10 protein-coding genes and 1 pseudogene are annotated in these 15,420 nt (G+C 66.1%); 4 read left to right on the top strand and 7 right to left on the bottom strand.

Annotation, left to right across the window (positions count from 1 at the left end; genetic code table 11):
• Nucleotides 1–95: 95 nt before the first annotated feature.
• The 4 genes and pseudogenes from ACWDAS_RS28780 to ACWDAS_RS28765 form a co-directional block, all read right to left on the bottom strand.
• Nucleotides 96–869 (bottom strand): hypothetical protein, encoded by a 774-nt coding sequence (locus ACWDAS_RS28780; protein WP_450396644.1) that lies wholly within the window; start codon nucleotides 867–869, stop codon nucleotides 96–98.
• Between the two features lie 167 nt (nucleotides 870–1,036).
• Nucleotides 1,037–1,210: pseudogene (locus ACWDAS_RS28775) on the bottom strand (hypothetical protein); the annotation flags it as partial.
• Between the two features lie 196 nt (nucleotides 1,211–1,406).
• Nucleotides 1,407–2,300, bottom strand: a complete 894-nt coding sequence (locus ACWDAS_RS28770; RefSeq protein WP_450396641.1) for a hypothetical protein — start codon at nucleotides 2,298–2,300, stop codon at nucleotides 1,407–1,409.
• Nucleotides 2,297–5,761 (bottom strand): hypothetical protein, encoded by a 3,465-nt coding sequence (locus tag ACWDAS_RS28765; protein ID WP_450396639.1) that lies wholly within the window; start codon nucleotides 5,759–5,761, stop codon nucleotides 2,297–2,299. The genes ACWDAS_RS28770 and ACWDAS_RS28765 overlap by 4 nt, the downstream gene beginning before the upstream one ends.
• A gap of 387 nt (nucleotides 5,762–6,148) precedes the next feature.
• Between ACWDAS_RS28765 and ACWDAS_RS28760 the strand changes: the two genes are divergently transcribed.
• Nucleotides 6,149–6,454, top strand: a complete 306-nt coding sequence (locus ACWDAS_RS28760) for a hypothetical protein (protein ID WP_450396637.1) — start codon at nucleotides 6,149–6,151, stop codon at nucleotides 6,452–6,454.
• A 600-nt stretch (nucleotides 6,455–7,054) separates the two neighbouring features.
• Here the strand turns inward: ACWDAS_RS28760 and ACWDAS_RS28755 are convergent.
• Nucleotides 7,055–8,127, bottom strand: a protein-coding gene (locus ACWDAS_RS28755; protein WP_450396635.1) for an IS630 family transposase whose coding sequence is annotated in 2 segments (ribosomal slippage) — nucleotides 7,055–7,672 and nucleotides 7,675–8,127 — 1,071 coding nt in all. Because the reading frame shifts where the segments join, the coding sequence is not laid out codon by codon here.
• A 166-nt stretch (nucleotides 8,128–8,293) separates the two neighbouring features.
• Here ACWDAS_RS28755 and ACWDAS_RS28750 point away from each other — a divergent pair.
• Complete coding sequence (locus ACWDAS_RS28750) at nucleotides 8,294–9,703, top strand: IS701 family transposase (protein ID WP_450396632.1); 1,410 nt, start codon at nucleotides 8,294–8,296, stop codon at nucleotides 9,701–9,703.
• Between the two features lie 684 nt (nucleotides 9,704–10,387).
• On the opposite strand, the gene ACWDAS_RS28745 is transcribed toward ACWDAS_RS28750, so the two are convergent.
• Both ACWDAS_RS28745 and ACWDAS_RS28740 read right to left on the bottom strand, forming a co-directional pair.
• The gene (locus ACWDAS_RS28745; RefSeq protein WP_450396630.1) at nucleotides 10,388–11,068 is read right to left on the bottom strand and encodes a hypothetical protein; all 681 of its coding nucleotides are present in this window, start codon (nucleotides 11,066–11,068) and stop codon (nucleotides 10,388–10,390) included.
• A 1,230-nt stretch (nucleotides 11,069–12,298) separates the two neighbouring features.
• A complete protein-coding gene (locus ACWDAS_RS28740) occupies nucleotides 12,299–12,475 on the bottom strand; it encodes a hypothetical protein (RefSeq protein WP_450396627.1) in 177 nt (58 codons plus the stop codon).
• Between the two features lie 377 nt (nucleotides 12,476–12,852).
• Here ACWDAS_RS28740 and ACWDAS_RS28735 point away from each other — a divergent pair, with 377 nt between their 5' ends.
• Nucleotides 12,853–13,230 carry an effector-associated constant component EACC1 gene (locus ACWDAS_RS28735; protein ID WP_450396625.1) on the top strand — a complete coding sequence of 126 codons (378 nt, stop codon included), beginning with the start codon at nucleotides 12,853–12,855 and terminating at the stop codon, nucleotides 13,228–13,230.
• A 2-nt stretch (nucleotides 13,231–13,232) separates the two neighbouring features.
• Nucleotides 13,233–15,420: caspase, EACC1-associated type (locus ACWDAS_RS28730; RefSeq protein ID WP_450396622.1), on the top strand; the 2,188-nt coding region annotated here is incomplete at its 3' end.

The following is a 15,420-nucleotide window of genomic DNA, read 5'->3' as shown; positions in this document are numbered from 1 at the left end:
TCCTGGATGATTCATTCCAAGGGGTAGCTGCGCAGCCGGAGCGAGGATGTCCACGCGCGGATCCGGGCATCACGACCCCTTGGGATGGGGGCGACCTATGCCGGACGGGGTAGCACCTGGTCTTCGTCCGTCACCTCGTACACGTCTATCCGCAGCATACGGCGGACATGGGGCGGAACCCGCTCGGCTGCCTTCACGGAGGAAGTCGGCACGATCAGGGCGAACCGACTGGTCGTGGTCTCGTCTGTCATTCGCCGCAGGAGCTGACCGTAGGCAATGTCGGCGTCAATGCCTTTCTCGCTGGTGCGGCCCTTTGCTTCACAGATCAGACGTTCTTCACCGCGCACGGCTTCGATGTCTGTCCAGCGGTCGGTGGGCGTGACCGGAGTCCACCCCTCGGAGACCAGCCACCGTCGGAACGCGTCGGTCACGCGGTCTTCGTCGCTGGTTCGGGCGAGGAGCTTGCGCACGGCCTCCAGGTCGGAATCCCGGTTTCGCCGCAGCCGGCCTCGACTGTCGGCGTCGAGGTCCGCAGGCCGGATCACCACGAGTCGCAGTCCGCGTGCTGGAATCTGGCTGTCGCGGCGGGCGTCGTACATAGCTCGCTGTTCGCCGCGATGCACCCCGCTTACGGTGAGTTTATCCGGTTTATCAAAGTGCGGAACCGGCTGGTCGTGCTGGATTTCCCGGTACTCGACCACCAGATGGTGGCCCGGCCAGAAGGCATCGACTGGCAGTTTGGCCTGTCGGCCACTCGTGCCAGGGTCACCAAGCAGCCAGTCGAACTTGTGCTGCGTGAGTGCTGCTTCCTCAAGGACCTGATTACACAGGTCGACCACGTACGCTTCGTCGCTGTCGTCTCTGCTCACGTCTCGGAATGATGGCACCTGCCACTGACGCTACCCAAGGGCCCTGAGGGGGCATTGCGGCTGCGTCGACAGCTCGACGGACGCGAGAGAGGACATGGGGGGTAAATACATCAAACCCGGCAGCAGCGAAACCTGCTTATGGTGCAGGCCATTTCTTAGGCGCCCACTCAGAATGAGGTTCGGAGTCGCCTCAGGCAGATGATGCTGCACGGACGGTCCCATTCGACGGGCCAGACCGGCGCGGGCGGCGGCTGCGGCAGGACCAAAGCGGCGGCCAGATTCTCGATAACGCCGACCGCCTCCCACGCCGTGCCGGTCCACTCCTCGATCGATTGCTGGGCGTCGGGGTCGACCTAGGCTCCGAGGTAGGGTCCGTCGCCGAGCGGCATGACACGCTGCGATCGCCTCGCCGAGGCGCCGGGGCACTGCCTCGGCGCCTGGCTCTTGTATTTCGACGGGGATAGCCCCGACTGGGGTGAGGAATCCAGACACCCTTCCAGTGACAGCGCGAGAGCGGCCGGTAGTCCAAGTGTTGGATCAGATGCCGAAGTAGGGGGCGATAGTGGCTGCTGTGGTCGCACATCGCAGGTAGTTTTCGGCGTGATGGAAACGGAAAAGAGCACTGATGGCAGTGGTGTGATCCAGGGTGATCCCGTCGAAGAACCGGCCCAGCCGGGGCGGCACGGCGACGGGGTCACCAGGATCGGCGATGTTCACCCAGCGTGTCCCGCCAGGCAGACCCTCACCCCGCAGTTGGGGACTGCTGGCGGCCCGTGGTGCGGGGATGAGACGTTCAAAGACCACCCGAGGCAGCGCCAGCGGCGAGCCCAGCGTGAGAAACAGCTCAGGCTGTAGTTCCGGATGGGCGTGCATGGCCTCGTAGGCGACGACCGAACCCAGCGAGTGCGCGACAACGATACGCGGCCGGTGCTGGGCGATCCGAGCAGCAACTTCCTCGCGGGCCGCCGCGCGTTCAGGGGCGTCCGCAGAACGCAGGTACGCGGCAACCTCGCCGCACAACAGCCGAATGAAGACACTCAGCGGCCCCTCTGCCAGGTCAAACCTGCGCGCCATCCAAGACGAGAACGCGCGCAATGGCACTGCGGCGTGCCCCTGTGCCACCTCGTCCGGCACTCCCAGCTCCTGTGCCCACGCGTCGAGCATCTCCTGCGCCAGCGGGTCATCCAGGAAGTCGCTGTCCTGCCCACCCTGTGCTGCCAGCCTGGGACGAAGCCGGTCCGCATAGTAGGCGAAGTCGACATCGAGCCGGTTCGGCGAGACACCGAGACCGCTTGCCAGATCCCGCCCCCAGGCGGCGGCCTTCAGCGCGCGCAATTCCTCCCTGCGCGCGTCGGACACTCCGCTGCCGAAGCTGTTGTAGATGCCGTGCACGGCGACGACCCGCAGCGGTGAAGCAGTGTTAGTGGTCAACGGAGCCTCCTGATGAGGGGTTCAAGGCTGAGGGCGGCCACTTCGTGGCCGAAGCCGGCTACCACGGTGCCGTCCGCGGTGAAAGTTACGGCTCGCACCGCGGCTGGCAATCGAAACGTGGTCAGACAGGTTCCCGTGGCCAGATCCCATACCAGCAGGAAGCCGTCGTCGTCGCCCGTGACGGCGTGTGGACGATCTCCCAACACAGCCGCCGCCACTGCGCGTACTTCGCTCGTGTGACCGACCAGTTCGCGGACCTGGTCACCGGTGGCCAGGTCCCACACCCGTACCGACCCGCCGAAGCTGCCGCTGGTGATCGCGCGCGGACGACCCTCCAGTAGCGTCACCGTCACCGCGTACACCGTGCCGGTGTGACCGACCAGTTCGCGGACTAGGTCGCCGGTGGCCAGGTTCCACACTCGTACCGACCCGGCGTCGTCGCCGGTGATCGCGTGCGGACAGCCCTCCAATACCGCCACAGCCACAGCCACCGTCACTGTGCCAGCGTGACGGACCAGTTCGCGGACTAGGTCGCCGGTGGCCAGGTTCCACACTCGTACCGACCCGCCATAGCCGCCGGTGATCGCGTGCGGACAGCCCTCCAATACCGCCACCGCCGCCGCACTCACCCAACGGGCGTGGCCGTCCAGTTCGCGGACTAGGTCGCCGGTGGCCAAATTCCACACTCGTACCGACCCGCCGCTGCCGCCGGTGATCGCGTGCGGACAGCCCTCCAATACCGCCACCGCCACGGTTTTCACCCAACGGGCGTGGCCGTCCAGTTCGCGGACTAGGTCGCCGGTGGCCAAATTCCACATTCGTACCGACCCGCCGCTGCCGTCGGTGATCGCGTGCGGACAGCCCTCCAATACCGCCACCGCCACGGTTTTCACCCCACCGATGTGGCTGTTGACAGTGCGAGCCAGGCTTGATGAGACCTGGCTGCCCGTTGCCCATTGCACGTTCCAGTCGGCGTCGCCGGGCAGCTCGTTTTGGAGCGGGGTGTTGCGGAAGCGCGCGGCGTCCAATGCGAGGAGCTGACGCCGTGCCGTGGGTGGCAGCCTGTGGTGGACGTCCCAGGAGGTGCGGTAGACGGCGGCATTGAGCCTGGCCTGGTCGGAACTGGCGTAGGGCAGGGCGTCGACGAGGGCGTGGGGGTCGGCGTGCTGGAGGTAGTCGACGTCGTTGAGGAGTTCGTCCATGCGCCCGGCATCGACTGCGTGCTGAGCGGTGTGCCGCAGCAAATAGCCGACGGTGTGCTGCCATTGCATGCGGCCGGCCGAATCCCGGGGAACGCACTCCAGGAGCCTCTCGAACAGGTTCTCTGCCCGGCCAGGCAGGGGATCCGTCTGTGTCGAAGAATCCTGGCTGGCCGGTTGACTGGTGGGCCGGCGGAGCCAGTCTGCGAGACCTTCGTGGAAGAGCCGGTAGAGGGTGGTGCCGTCGCTGTCAATGTCGCGCCGCAGGTAGAAACGTGCTTCGCCGTCAAGGAGGGCATACAGGTCCTGCAAGGACAGGGGAGGGTCGCCGTCGAGGGTTAAGGCGGCGTGGACCAGAACACTTTCGGGCATGCCTCGGCCTTGGGCGAAGGCTAGAGCCGTGAGCACCGGGCGCAGGTGGTTCCGGTCGGCGTGGCGCTGCAGGTCCAGTTCGAGGAGATTTGGCAAGCTACGGGGCACAGCCCGGCCCAGCCGCGCGGCCTCCTCGGGTGTGGCAGCGGGTGGGATGGCCAGGAGATGATGGATGTAGAGCCCCGCGGTGAGGAACTCGCCCCACTCGAGGGCTTCGGTGCCCTGGCCCGGGCCAGCCGGAGCGTGTGTGGTGAGGGTTTCAGCGATCGTTTCTGCCAACGTGTCCCGGACGGCCCGCAGGGCGCTGCCGGTGTATGGGCCGTCGGCGGTCAGGAGCCGTTTGGCGTAGGCGGCCACATCCTGGCGGACCTCGTGCGGTGGGATGGTGCTCAGGTCCGTGCATGCTCCGGTGCCTCGCGTCAGGCTGAGGAGCTGGTCGAACCGTGCGTCCTCGCGGGTGGCGATCAGCAGCCGCAGCCGGCTGTCCGCCGTCTGAGCGTGTCGGGCGAGCGGGAGCAGCAGGGCGGTGGTGATGTCCTCGGGTTTCAGGGCTTCGTCGAGGGCGTCGATGACGATGGAGACCGGGCGACTGCCGGGGGGGAGCAGGTTTAGCAGTTGCTCTGCTGGTTCTCCGGCCGTGTCCTGGGTTTCTTCATCCGGGTGGGGAGGGGCGTCGGAGGCCGTGATGTGGCGTAGTTGGCGGGTCAGGGAGGCAATGATGTCGTCAAGGCCGAGGCGTCGGGCGTGGACGGCGGCGATCCGGTTGTTCTCGCCGGGTACGTGGTCGTCGAGTCCGGCCCACAGGGGGCGGGTGGGGCGGCGCAGTGCCGGGTGGGCGGCGCAAAGGAGGATACCGAGGAGCGCGGACTTGCCGGCGCCCGCTTTGCCCGTGACCACACGCAGTGCCGGGGCGGCCGTGTCGTTGTCGAGCCATGCAGTGATGGTGTCGAGTTGCGTGGTGCGGCCGCTGAAGTAGCCCTCGGCCCAGTCGCGGTCGACCGGTTCGGCGCCGCCGGCGCGGCGCATGAAATGCAGGGGGTCTGTGGCCCAATCGGCCAGGCGGGCGATTTCCGGGGACAGGCCCAGGGCCAGCGCGGATGTGGCGCTTTGGGGGGTGTAGGTGGGGTTAGGGAAGAACGGTAGTTGGGACAGGTCGGCGTGGCTGGGGACGAGGCTTGTCGTGATCGATTGCGGGAGTCCGTTGGCCCGTTCGGCCAATTCTGCGACGGCGTGGCCAATGTCCCGCCACACGGTGCTGGCCGGGATGTAGCGCAATGAGGGGTCGAAGCGGACCTCCAGGTCGCGGTACTTCTCCATCACCCGTACCAGGGCCTGGCTTAGCCGATATCCGAACGCCTGTTTGTCTGGTCCAGTCGCGGCCAGCACCCAGGCCCGGCGTTTGTTCACGTCCATCCGCGAGTGCCAGGCAGTCACGGCGGCCTGCCCGGCGTAGCAGACGTCCAGGACGAACAGTGTCATCGGCCGATGCCGCTGAGGGTGGTCTTCGATCAGGTCGATCCACCCGCCCACCGGCCGGCCCAGGCGGTCCCCGTTGCTGCCGAGGATGTACAGCTTCTCGCTGCTACCGTCCGCCAACTCTCCGTGCCCGACGATGTGCACGATCAGTACGTCGACGTCCTCGGCCTCGACCGCGGCCTCCACCAGCTTCCCGTAATCGGACCGTCCATCTGGTGCTGCGGTCGGGCGCTGCGTATACCGGAACTGCTCCAGGATCTTTGCGACCCTCTCGGCGTGGATGGGTGCGTCCTCCAAGACGTCCAGGCCGAACCGCGGCGAGTCACCGTCCTCGGTACGCGTCAACGCGATCCCCAGTGACAGTACCAAGTACCGCAGTTCGCCCGGACCCTCCGCCTGCACCACGCCCGCCACCGCCCTCCGTCCCTTGACCCTTGGCAACTTGATCAGCAGTGCGCTTCGACGATAGACACTCCACGCCTCCGTGGTATTCAGATCTCAGAGTCTCTGAGTGGGCCTTGCGGCAAGTCATCGGTTCGATCAACGGAGACCATCAAGGGAAAGTTCGACCTCGAACAGAACGGGGACGTACGCCCGGGCAGCGCGGGGTACGGGCATTGCCCGGTGCAGCACCTGGGGAGGCGCTGCAAGGGAGGGGAGTCATCTGGGCACCGGCAGTCGACGAGGCGGGCCTTGAACAGGCCAGCCGCGCCGAGTCCACCCAACAACAGCACAGGCGGGCCGTCAGCTCTGTCCCCCGCCCAGGCAAGTGAACCGGAGAACTAACTCACGAACGACACCGTGCCTCGCGCCGTGTGCCGGTGCGAGCGTCTGCTGAACAAGCTGGAGGACTGCCCCAAGAGCAACACCGGCACGCCGCACCTGGACGCCACCAGCGGCACCATCACCGTCGGCGTCCTGGTGAACGTCGTCATAGACCTCGGCAAGTGGAACGAGGGCTTCGGCGGCAGGGACGACGGCCGCGCCGCCGTCGAGGAGGTGCAGCACTATCTAACCGAGACCTTTGAGGACGCCGGCCACGGCGCCAGCTGCACAGGCGCCGCCAATCTGGTGATCGTCCACGTCCCCAAGCCCAAGGATGACTGATAGTCATCCACAAGAACCGGCATACCAGCTAACGGTTGATGCCGACCGCAGACGTCCTCCCCGCCCGGGGCTATGCGGCGGGGCCGACGTGCTGAATTACGCCCGCCGCGTCGACGGGCCCGTGCGCGTCATCTGGCCCCAGATGCCACCCGACACTGACTGGCCAATGGTGGCATTCCCCGCCATCGCGGCTGCGGCTGTTGCACACTGACGCACATGCCGACTTCCCGACGAGCCCTGTCCGGTTCGGGCTGGCCTCTGCCGGCTGGTCGCGAGGTTACTGTGGCCGTAGTGATCTCAGGAGCGTTCTGCCGCTGGCAGGCACGGCAGTGCCAACCTGACTCACCGTCAACCCACGCCACCGCCGGAATTAACGAACTACCGGTAGCTCACGCTCTCTACCAGAGTCGGTGGGATCAACAGCAACCATGGCGCCAGTATGCAGCGCGACCCGAGCTGCCCGTACAGCAGAGAAGTACAGCAACCTCCGCGCCCACAACTGACGGCCACCAGCCCCAGGCGACCAAGTGACGCGCGCGGCAGACCTCAGCGACCGCCACGCCCATACTCCGGTTGAATTCGCGAAGTCCTGGCTCATGATCACGGGGGTGTGATGATCAGGCCGGTCCCGGCGAGGCAGCCGTCGACCTGGTCGGGGCGGTATTGGATCCTCTTGAGCTTGCGCTTCACGACGCGGGTGAGGTGGTCGAGGTTGGTGGCGGCGAAGTTCGCCAGGGAGCCTTTGAGCTGCGCCCAGATACCTTCCTGCGGGTTGAGCTCAGGCGCGTACGACGGCATCTGGAACACCGTCAGCCACTCCTTGTTCTCCGCGGCGAAGTCGAAGAGTTCCTGGACCAGGTGCACGTTCAGGTTGTCCCAGCACCACACCATCGGAGCGCGGAGCTGCTGATGGGTCAGGACGATCAGGTCCCGGTAGTCCCGCCAGGTGAACGCCTTCGGCTCGCCCCTGCGGCCTGGGTAAACGTGCAGCTTGTAGAAGAAGTGCGAGCGGTCCCCGGGGCGGTAGCGGACCACGCCGGCCACGTTCACCCGGCCGCGGCTGCTGCCGCGCACGTGCACCACCGGGCGCTCGCCGCGCGGCGCCCACGTCCGTCCCCTGGGCGGCCTCAGCCCCTGGCCTGTCTCGTCTTCGAAGCAGATCCAGCCGTGCCGGGCCGCCGCGGTGGTTTTATCTGCGGCCACACCTCGCGCTTCCACACCTCGATCGCACCGTCGTCCCGCTCCAGCGCCCGCCGGCTCGGCATCTGTGCGGACCAGCCGTGCCGGCGCAGCAGCTTCCATACCCCCTGCACCGTGTACCCGACGTGGAACATCCGGCCGATCAGTGTCTTGATCCGCTTCAGCGTCCACCGCTGGTCCTCCTCGCCCCAGCCGTGCACCAGCGACCCTCGCTTCAGCTCCGCCTCCAGCCGCTGCCACTGCTGGGGCGAGAGCCGCTCCACCGACATCGGCCCCTTCGAGCGCAGGGCCTGCGCACCCCCCGCCCGCCACAGTGCACGCCATCGGCGCACCGAACGCTCGGTGACCCGTAACTCCCGCGCGATCTCCCGCGTCTCCTCACCCCGCGCAAACCGCTCGGCCGCCTCCAGCCTCAGCGCCTCGCGCGCAGCCTGCTCCCGAGGCGTCATCCCGCCACCCTGCGCATACCTCACGAACAGGACGTACCGCAGGGATCACAAAGCGTCAGCCCCTCCGGTCATCACCAGTTCAGCCGGAGTAGCGGTAGTTCGTTAATTCCGGCGGTGGCATGGGTTGACGGCGGGTCAGGTTGGTCGTAAGTCGGTGGTAGGAATCAACTGCCATGCCAGGGGGCTGAAGATGACCGCTCGCCGTCCGTGTCCGCCTGCGCCGGGGCCGTTGGAAGAGTACGCGGCCCGGTTCGACGACCTCTTCTTCAGCCTGGCACAGCGGCGGGGTTTTCGTGAGTATCTGACCGGACTGCTTGCGCCGCGGGACCGGAACAAGACGATCACCTGTCTGGCGGGGGCGGAGCCGGTGACGGGTGCGGGGATACCGGGGGTGCAGCGGCTGCAGTTCTTCCTGTCCGAGTCCCCCTGGGAGGCCGAGCAGATCAACGACCGGCGGCTTGAGCTGCTGCGCGAGCAGCAGGCCACGGCTCCGCACGACGGCGGAGTCATCGTGATCGACGACTCCGGGGACCGCAAGGACGGCACGGCGACCGCGCATGTCGGCCGGCAGTGGCTGGGCCGGTATGGCAAGACCGACAACGGCATCGTCACGGTCACCACGGTGTGGACCGACGGCCGCGTGTACTACCCGCTGCACGCGACTCCCTACACCCCTGCCCATCACTTCGCCCGCGGCCGCTCGGATCCGGCCTTCCGTACGAAACCGCAGCTGGCCGCCGCCCTCGCGGCCCGGGCGAAGGAGGCGGGCTTCGGCTGCCGGGCGGTGGTCGCCGACTGCGCCTACTCCGTCAGCGACGACTGGTACCTCGCCCTGCGCGAGGCCAGTCTGGGCTACGTAGTGGCCCTCAAACCCCACAAGGGCACCTGGGCCCCGGCCGACCAGCCGCACACCCCCATCGATGCCGCCTACGCCCTGAACTGGCACGATGCCGACCACCCCGGCGAGTGGACGCCCGTGGAGCGTCACTTCCGCGACGGGCACAGTGAGACCTGGTGGGCCGCCGATGCCCGCCTGGGCGGCTACGGCCCGAACTCACCCTGCCGCCTGATCGTGGCCACCACCGACCCAGCAGCCCTGCCACCGAAGGCCACCTGGTACCTGGCCACCAACCTGCCCCACCCCGACGCACCCCACGCCGCCACTAGCCCGCACCCGCCGGCCGACCTCGCCGAGATCGTCCGTCTCTACGGCCTGCGACCGTGGATCGAGCAGAGCTACAAGCAGATCAAGGACGAACTCGGCTGGGCCGACTTCCAGGTCCGCTCCGACCGCGCCATCCGCCGCCACCAGACCCTGGTCAACTGCGCCTTCTCGTTCTGCTGGGACCAGTGGTTCGCGCCACCCGGACCACTGGATGCCACCGCGCCCGAACCGTGCCCCGACGACCGGCCAGAGAGGGGGACCAATCGAATCCCACCCGCCTTAACTGCCCTGCTGGCCCAGGGCCTTACGCGCAATCCGCACATGGCTCACCCCCGCCATCACCCTGAATCGCTGGTGGCGAGCCTGGACGGACAAGGACCCGCCCTCCGACCTCCAGGCCTTGATCGACGCGGTCACCACCGGCCACGGCATTGATCTCTACTGCCGGGTTTAACGAACTACCGGTAGTTCGCATCAAGAGGGTCACCAGGGCGAAGCCCGTGGCTTACAGAGCAGATGTCGGCGTCTCGAAACCGTCCACGCGCACCAGCAAAAGACCCCCAGCCGATCACGCCTGGGGGTCTTCGACATCCAGCCCGCCGCATCCGGACCATCCGTCTCCGCCGGCGATCTGGTGCTGGCCGTGACCGGGGTGTCCTCGTCTATTCGGGTAGCCTCGGCGCCAACTGACGAGCGAACTCTGCCAGTGCTGGCACCTCGTCAGTGGCAGCAATTCGCTCAACTTGATCTCGAAAGCCACCTGGTGAATGCTCAGCCAAGGCCCGAAGGGTCCATTTCCGCACACCGGGATCACTATCTCGCAATAGTCGTGCCGTCAATTCACCCAGATCCACCTGGTGTAGAAGGGCTGCGGCTGCTGAAACACGCACGGTGGGATCAGGGTGCATGGATGCTGCCCCGATCACCTTGCGAGCCGACTCCGCAGACAGGAAGCCAGCCAAGGAGGCGGCTTTGGCAGCTAGTCCCACGTCGCTTCCTTGGGACAACTCGCGCAAGACATTTGCCGCCTCGTCACCTAGTTCGCGTGCGGCGTCGAGATACCTCGGCTCATCCGGCTCAAGTGCACTGATCACGGACTCTCTGTCAACGGTCATGACATCACTTCGGACAGTTGTGGATCCACTGAGACGAGCGCACAGCTTTGATCTCCGAGGCATCCAAATCGGGCGGTGGGTTCGTAATGGTGTTGGTGCCGCGCCCGGTCATCAATCGATCTGGCTGTGCGGCATTGGGTGGATTATCGACGTGATCGATCCCTAGAACATGACCCATTTCATGAGCCAGTGTCCATCTGGTTGCTACGCGGGCAACAGTGACCGTTGGCTGACCGGTTGGGTGGGCCGAGCATCCAAATGAGGCCGGAACGGTAGACCGAACGAAATAGGCTACAACTTCATTTGAACCGACATTGTTGCGATTAGCGAAGAGTTGCGTTTGTTCCAATGTTAGTGTGCCAAGATTTCGCGCGCTGCAAGCTCCTACATCAAGGTCAAGGAGCAGCGTGAATGCAGGGCCAGTGAGATCTTCGCGACTTCGAACACTGACCCCGATTGCGGCAGCATCATAGGTAGCTCGCATGTCGACCAGCATGGCATGCACCGCAATATCGGGATCCATGACGAATTTTAGATGCAGAACCAGGCACTTATCGTGAGGGCATTTGCCGTTGCGGATAAGCGTAGCCAGTGACAGCGGGAAGGGAACGCCGCCCTTAATTGCGAGCTGCCGCACACTTGCCGGCCAGGAATCAAGTAGACATGAATCAGAGATGCTGGGCATTACCTCACCAGACCTTGCCTCGAACGGTGCCACACCGAGGAATCCGAAGAGGTTGGACTGGCGTCTTCCCTCTCCGAACCGCCGCGATCAGGGTCACTCGCTTCCAGTGATTGACTTCCCAAGGGGAATTTCGCGCCATTCAGCAGGGGCGTCTCCCAGCAAGGGCATATATCCCACGCAAACCCAGAGCGAATAAACCCCACCCATCAATTCACCGTTGAGGAGCGTTGTATTGTGCAACATCTTCAGAGTGCCAACGCTTGCGGTTTTGGGGAGCTTCGGGGCTCCAGTCTGACTTTCAACCTGAAGAGTCAGTTGGGCGTTGATAATATTCACACCTCCGGGGTAATCTCCGTTATAGTTTACGGTTAGCCCATCATCTTGATTATGGACGAGTGCTCGCCGAAATCGCCCCCCTCCTGCGTGTCGTCGAACAGGTGAGTCCAAGATCAGGTCGGCAGTTTTCGCTTGAAGGACCGAGCCCTCAATCGTCACCCATCCGTCACCGGCCTCGTCCAGCTTAATGTCACTCGGCATTTTCCCTCACCTCACTAGATTTCCACTCTCGTTCCCTTTTAGTGTCTCGCGGCCCCCTTCGGAACGCCTGACGAGCTAGGCCAAACGTGCTCGAAGCCGTGCGGTCCCACCAGAACTAGGCCCGCCGGTGCCCGTCCGGCTGTGTGGGCTCAGTTGCACAGCCACCCGGCCGTCCCAATGTTCGCAGTGCTCGGTATGCTCGAACAGCAGACGCACTCGTTTGGATGTCGCGCTCTGATGATTGACTTCACCGCCAGGCGAGGATGCTGAACCGTCAGCCTGGCTACGCAATTTTGTGCGATCGCGGCAGCGACGGCAGCGCGGGCTGCGACGGCACTCAGCGGTCACAAGTGGAGCGGGTCCCGACTGCTCTTCGTGGGCCTGCCGCATTTCTAGACGCCTGCTCCCTCGCCTTGACATCACCAGGTGACCTCAACACTGGCGGATGACTACGGAGCTGGACGATCGCGGATCAACCAGAGGCCACCCGCGTAGGGGCCTTCTGGTAGCCCGCACGAGGCCCGGCCCGAACTTGTAAAGCGGGCGGCACTCCGCAAGACGAGCAGCATCGCGGGGCCGTCTCTGGGCCGTCCGAGGGCGCCCAGGGGTGGCCAACGCTGACAAGCGTTGACGGGGCGATTGCAGGTCACAGGGGCGCTCGCCCAGGTGATCCCAGGTCGGCGGGAGCCCCATTCACTTCCTGTTCAAGAAGAACAAGAAGGCCATCGTCGGCATCGGCATCGGCATCGGCATCGGCATCGGCGCTGCGGCTGTTGTCTTGACCGGCTTGATCATCAAGCTCTCCGAGAGTCGGGAGATCAGCGAGGACATCGAGTCCGACGCGCCAGCGGAGCTCGAAGAGGTGCCCACCCGTGCACGCTGCGCTGACGGTTGGCTGTCGGAGTCGATCGGCAGGCAAGGGGCCTGCACTTACCACGGTGGCGTAGCAGGGTAGTTGGGGAAGGCCGGGGCCCTGCGTCGGCCGGAAACCCACTGCCTGCAGCAACGCGTCGGGCCGCGGCCCGAACGCCCGCCCGCATCGCGGGGCGGGAGATCTCCAGTTCGACCCGCAAACCTCAAGATCGGAAAGACAACAGCCTCTTAATTACTTCCGACACGGTGCCTCGCGTCCCGCAGTCAGCCACACTGAGGAGGCGCAGCTTCGCACATTTGGCAGTGCCGGGGGGAATCAAGTGCAAGATGACGTTTCTACAGGGGGCGCCGAAGCGGCATGGCGTGCTGCTGAGGTGGTGGACGTGCTGTTGGTGGTGGCGTCCGACCCAGATCATGATGCTGAGGTCGCCGAGCAGCTGGTGCGGGGCTTGAGGGCTGAGATCGTTGAGCTGGACGTCGAATCAGTCCGTCTCGGCCCCTCCGTCACGGCTCCGGAGGGGGCCAAGGGCTCCGATCCGGTCACGTTCGGGGCAGTCGTGGTGGCGCTCAGTGCGTCCGGCGGAGCGTTCTCCGCGCTTGTTGAGACTGTGCGGGACTGGCTTGGCCGGCATTCCGCGCGGCATCGCGTCTCGCTGACCATTGACGGCGACACGATCGAGTTGGAGCGGGCGTCCGACGCCGAGCGGCGAGATCTGATCGATGCATACATCCAGCGTCACACGGGTCGTTGATCATGGGACGCCGCCTGGCGCTGTTGGTCGCCACCTACGACTACGAGGACACCGGCCTGCGAAGACTGACTACCCCCGCACATGATGCGGAGGCATTCGCTGCCGTTCTCCAGGACCCGGACATCGCCGGGTTCGAGGTCACTACGCTGATCAACGAGCCGCACTACCGCGTCGGTGAGGCCATCTCCGACCTTTATCGGGAGCGGCGCCGTGACGACCTCACACTGCTGTATTTCACCGGTCACGGCCTAAAGGATGACGACGGCCGCCTTTATCTGGCCACGGCGAACACCCGGCGCAGCAGCCTTCTGTTCACATCGCTGCCTGCCGAGCAGATCGACCAGGCCATGTCCGGTTCTATGTCCCGCCGCAACGTGCTGATTCTCGACTGCTGCTACAGCGGAGCGTTCCCGGCCGGCCGTACGAAGGGCGACACGGACGTGCACACCCTGGAACGCTTCCAGGGCCGCGGGCGCACCGTGCTGACGGCATCGGATGCCACGCAGTACTCCTTCGAGGGCAACCAGCCGCAGGGTGAGGCCGCGCAATCGGTGTTCACCCGGTACCTTGTCGCGGGCCTGCGCGATGGCAGCGCCGACCTCGACGGTGACGGAGACATCACCATCGACGAGCTGTACAGCTTCGTTCACGACCGGGTCGTCGACGAGATGCCGCAGCAACGGCCCAAGAAGCAGGACAACGTCGAGGGCCGGATCGTCATCGCACGTAACGTCAACTGGTCACTGCCGGCGCACCTGCGCAACGCTATCGACAGCCCGATCGCCAACGCCCGGATCGATGCCCTCGACGGACTCGCTCGCCTGTACCGGATCGGCAACGAGACCGTCCGCGGCACTGTCCTCGAAGAGATCCGCCGTCTCGCCACCGACGACAGCAGAGGCGTATCCGCGGCCGCTGCCGCGCAGTTGCAGTTCATCCTGCCCGTACCACTCCAAACCCCGGGCGAACCGACGGCCAGCCATGTGCCCGACGCGCCGCAGCCAACGATCCTGGCACCGTCCAAGACCACTGGGGCTCCCCCCGGCCAAGCCCCTCAAACCCCGCTGGGGCCGGCACCGGGGATGGCTTCGGACGGGCCGCTGATGGAACCACTGACCGCCGACACCGCAAGCCCTCCACCCCCGCACCGGCTGCGCGCGCTCAACGCCACGGGGCCGGAACGGGCAGCGGCAGTGGAACCGCTGGACCACATGCCACCAACGCCTCGGCACGCACCGCGGGGCGGGACGGTGCAGGGCCGCCCCAGCACCACGCACGAAGCACAACCCATGCCCGGAACGCTCGGCGGAATCACACCGGCCCCTGTCCCCGCGTCCACCGGCCCCACCGCCCCCGCCGACCCTGGGCATGAGTACAGCGACGAGCGCCAGCCGACGGCCCGCAGTACAACGGCCGGATCCGGGCGGGATGCGGTCGTCGCCGCCTCCGTCCCCCAGCCAGGGGACAGCACCACGCCCGACCGCGCAGCGGCGCACGTCGAAACCGCCGAAACCCCGAACCACTCCTCGGCATTGCCGGACCGCACGCCCGCAACGCCGCAAGTAGCACACTCACCCCACCCGGCCCGGACCCGGCGCCGCGCCCTATGGCTCGGCACCGCCATCGTCGTCGCCCTCGCAACCATCAGCACCATCACCGCACTGGTCATCACATGGGACCCAGGCAACTCCCACCATCAGCCTCACGCCACGCCCCCCGCCAGCGCCTCCCAGTCCCACACACCCAGCCCAAGCCCCACCCCGCCTCTCCACCACACCTGGGCCTACACCACCGGCAACATGGTCTTCTCCTCGCCCGCGGTGGTCGGCGGCATCGTCTACGTCGGCAGCGACGACGGCAAGGTGTACGCCTTGGACGCCGCCACCGGCACCCGGAAGTGGGCCTACGCCACCGGCAATACGGTCTCCTCCTCGCCTGCGGTGGTCGGCGGCATCGTCTACGTCGGCAGCTATGACGGCAAGGTGTACGCCTTGGACGCCGCCACCGGCACCCGGAAGTGGGCGTACGCCACCGGCCTCTCGGTCTACTCCTCACCTGCGGTGGTCGGCGGCATCGTCTACGTCGGCAGCTATGGCGGCAAGGTGTACGCCTTGGACGCCGCCACCGGCACCCGGAAGTGGGCGTACGCCACCGGCCTCTCGGTCTACTCCTCACCTGCGGTGGTCGGCG

The organism is Streptomyces sp. NPDC001070, assembly GCF_053598835.1.
Note: the sequence above shows the minus strand (reverse complement) of the source record. Positions and strands in the feature narration are given on the sequence as shown.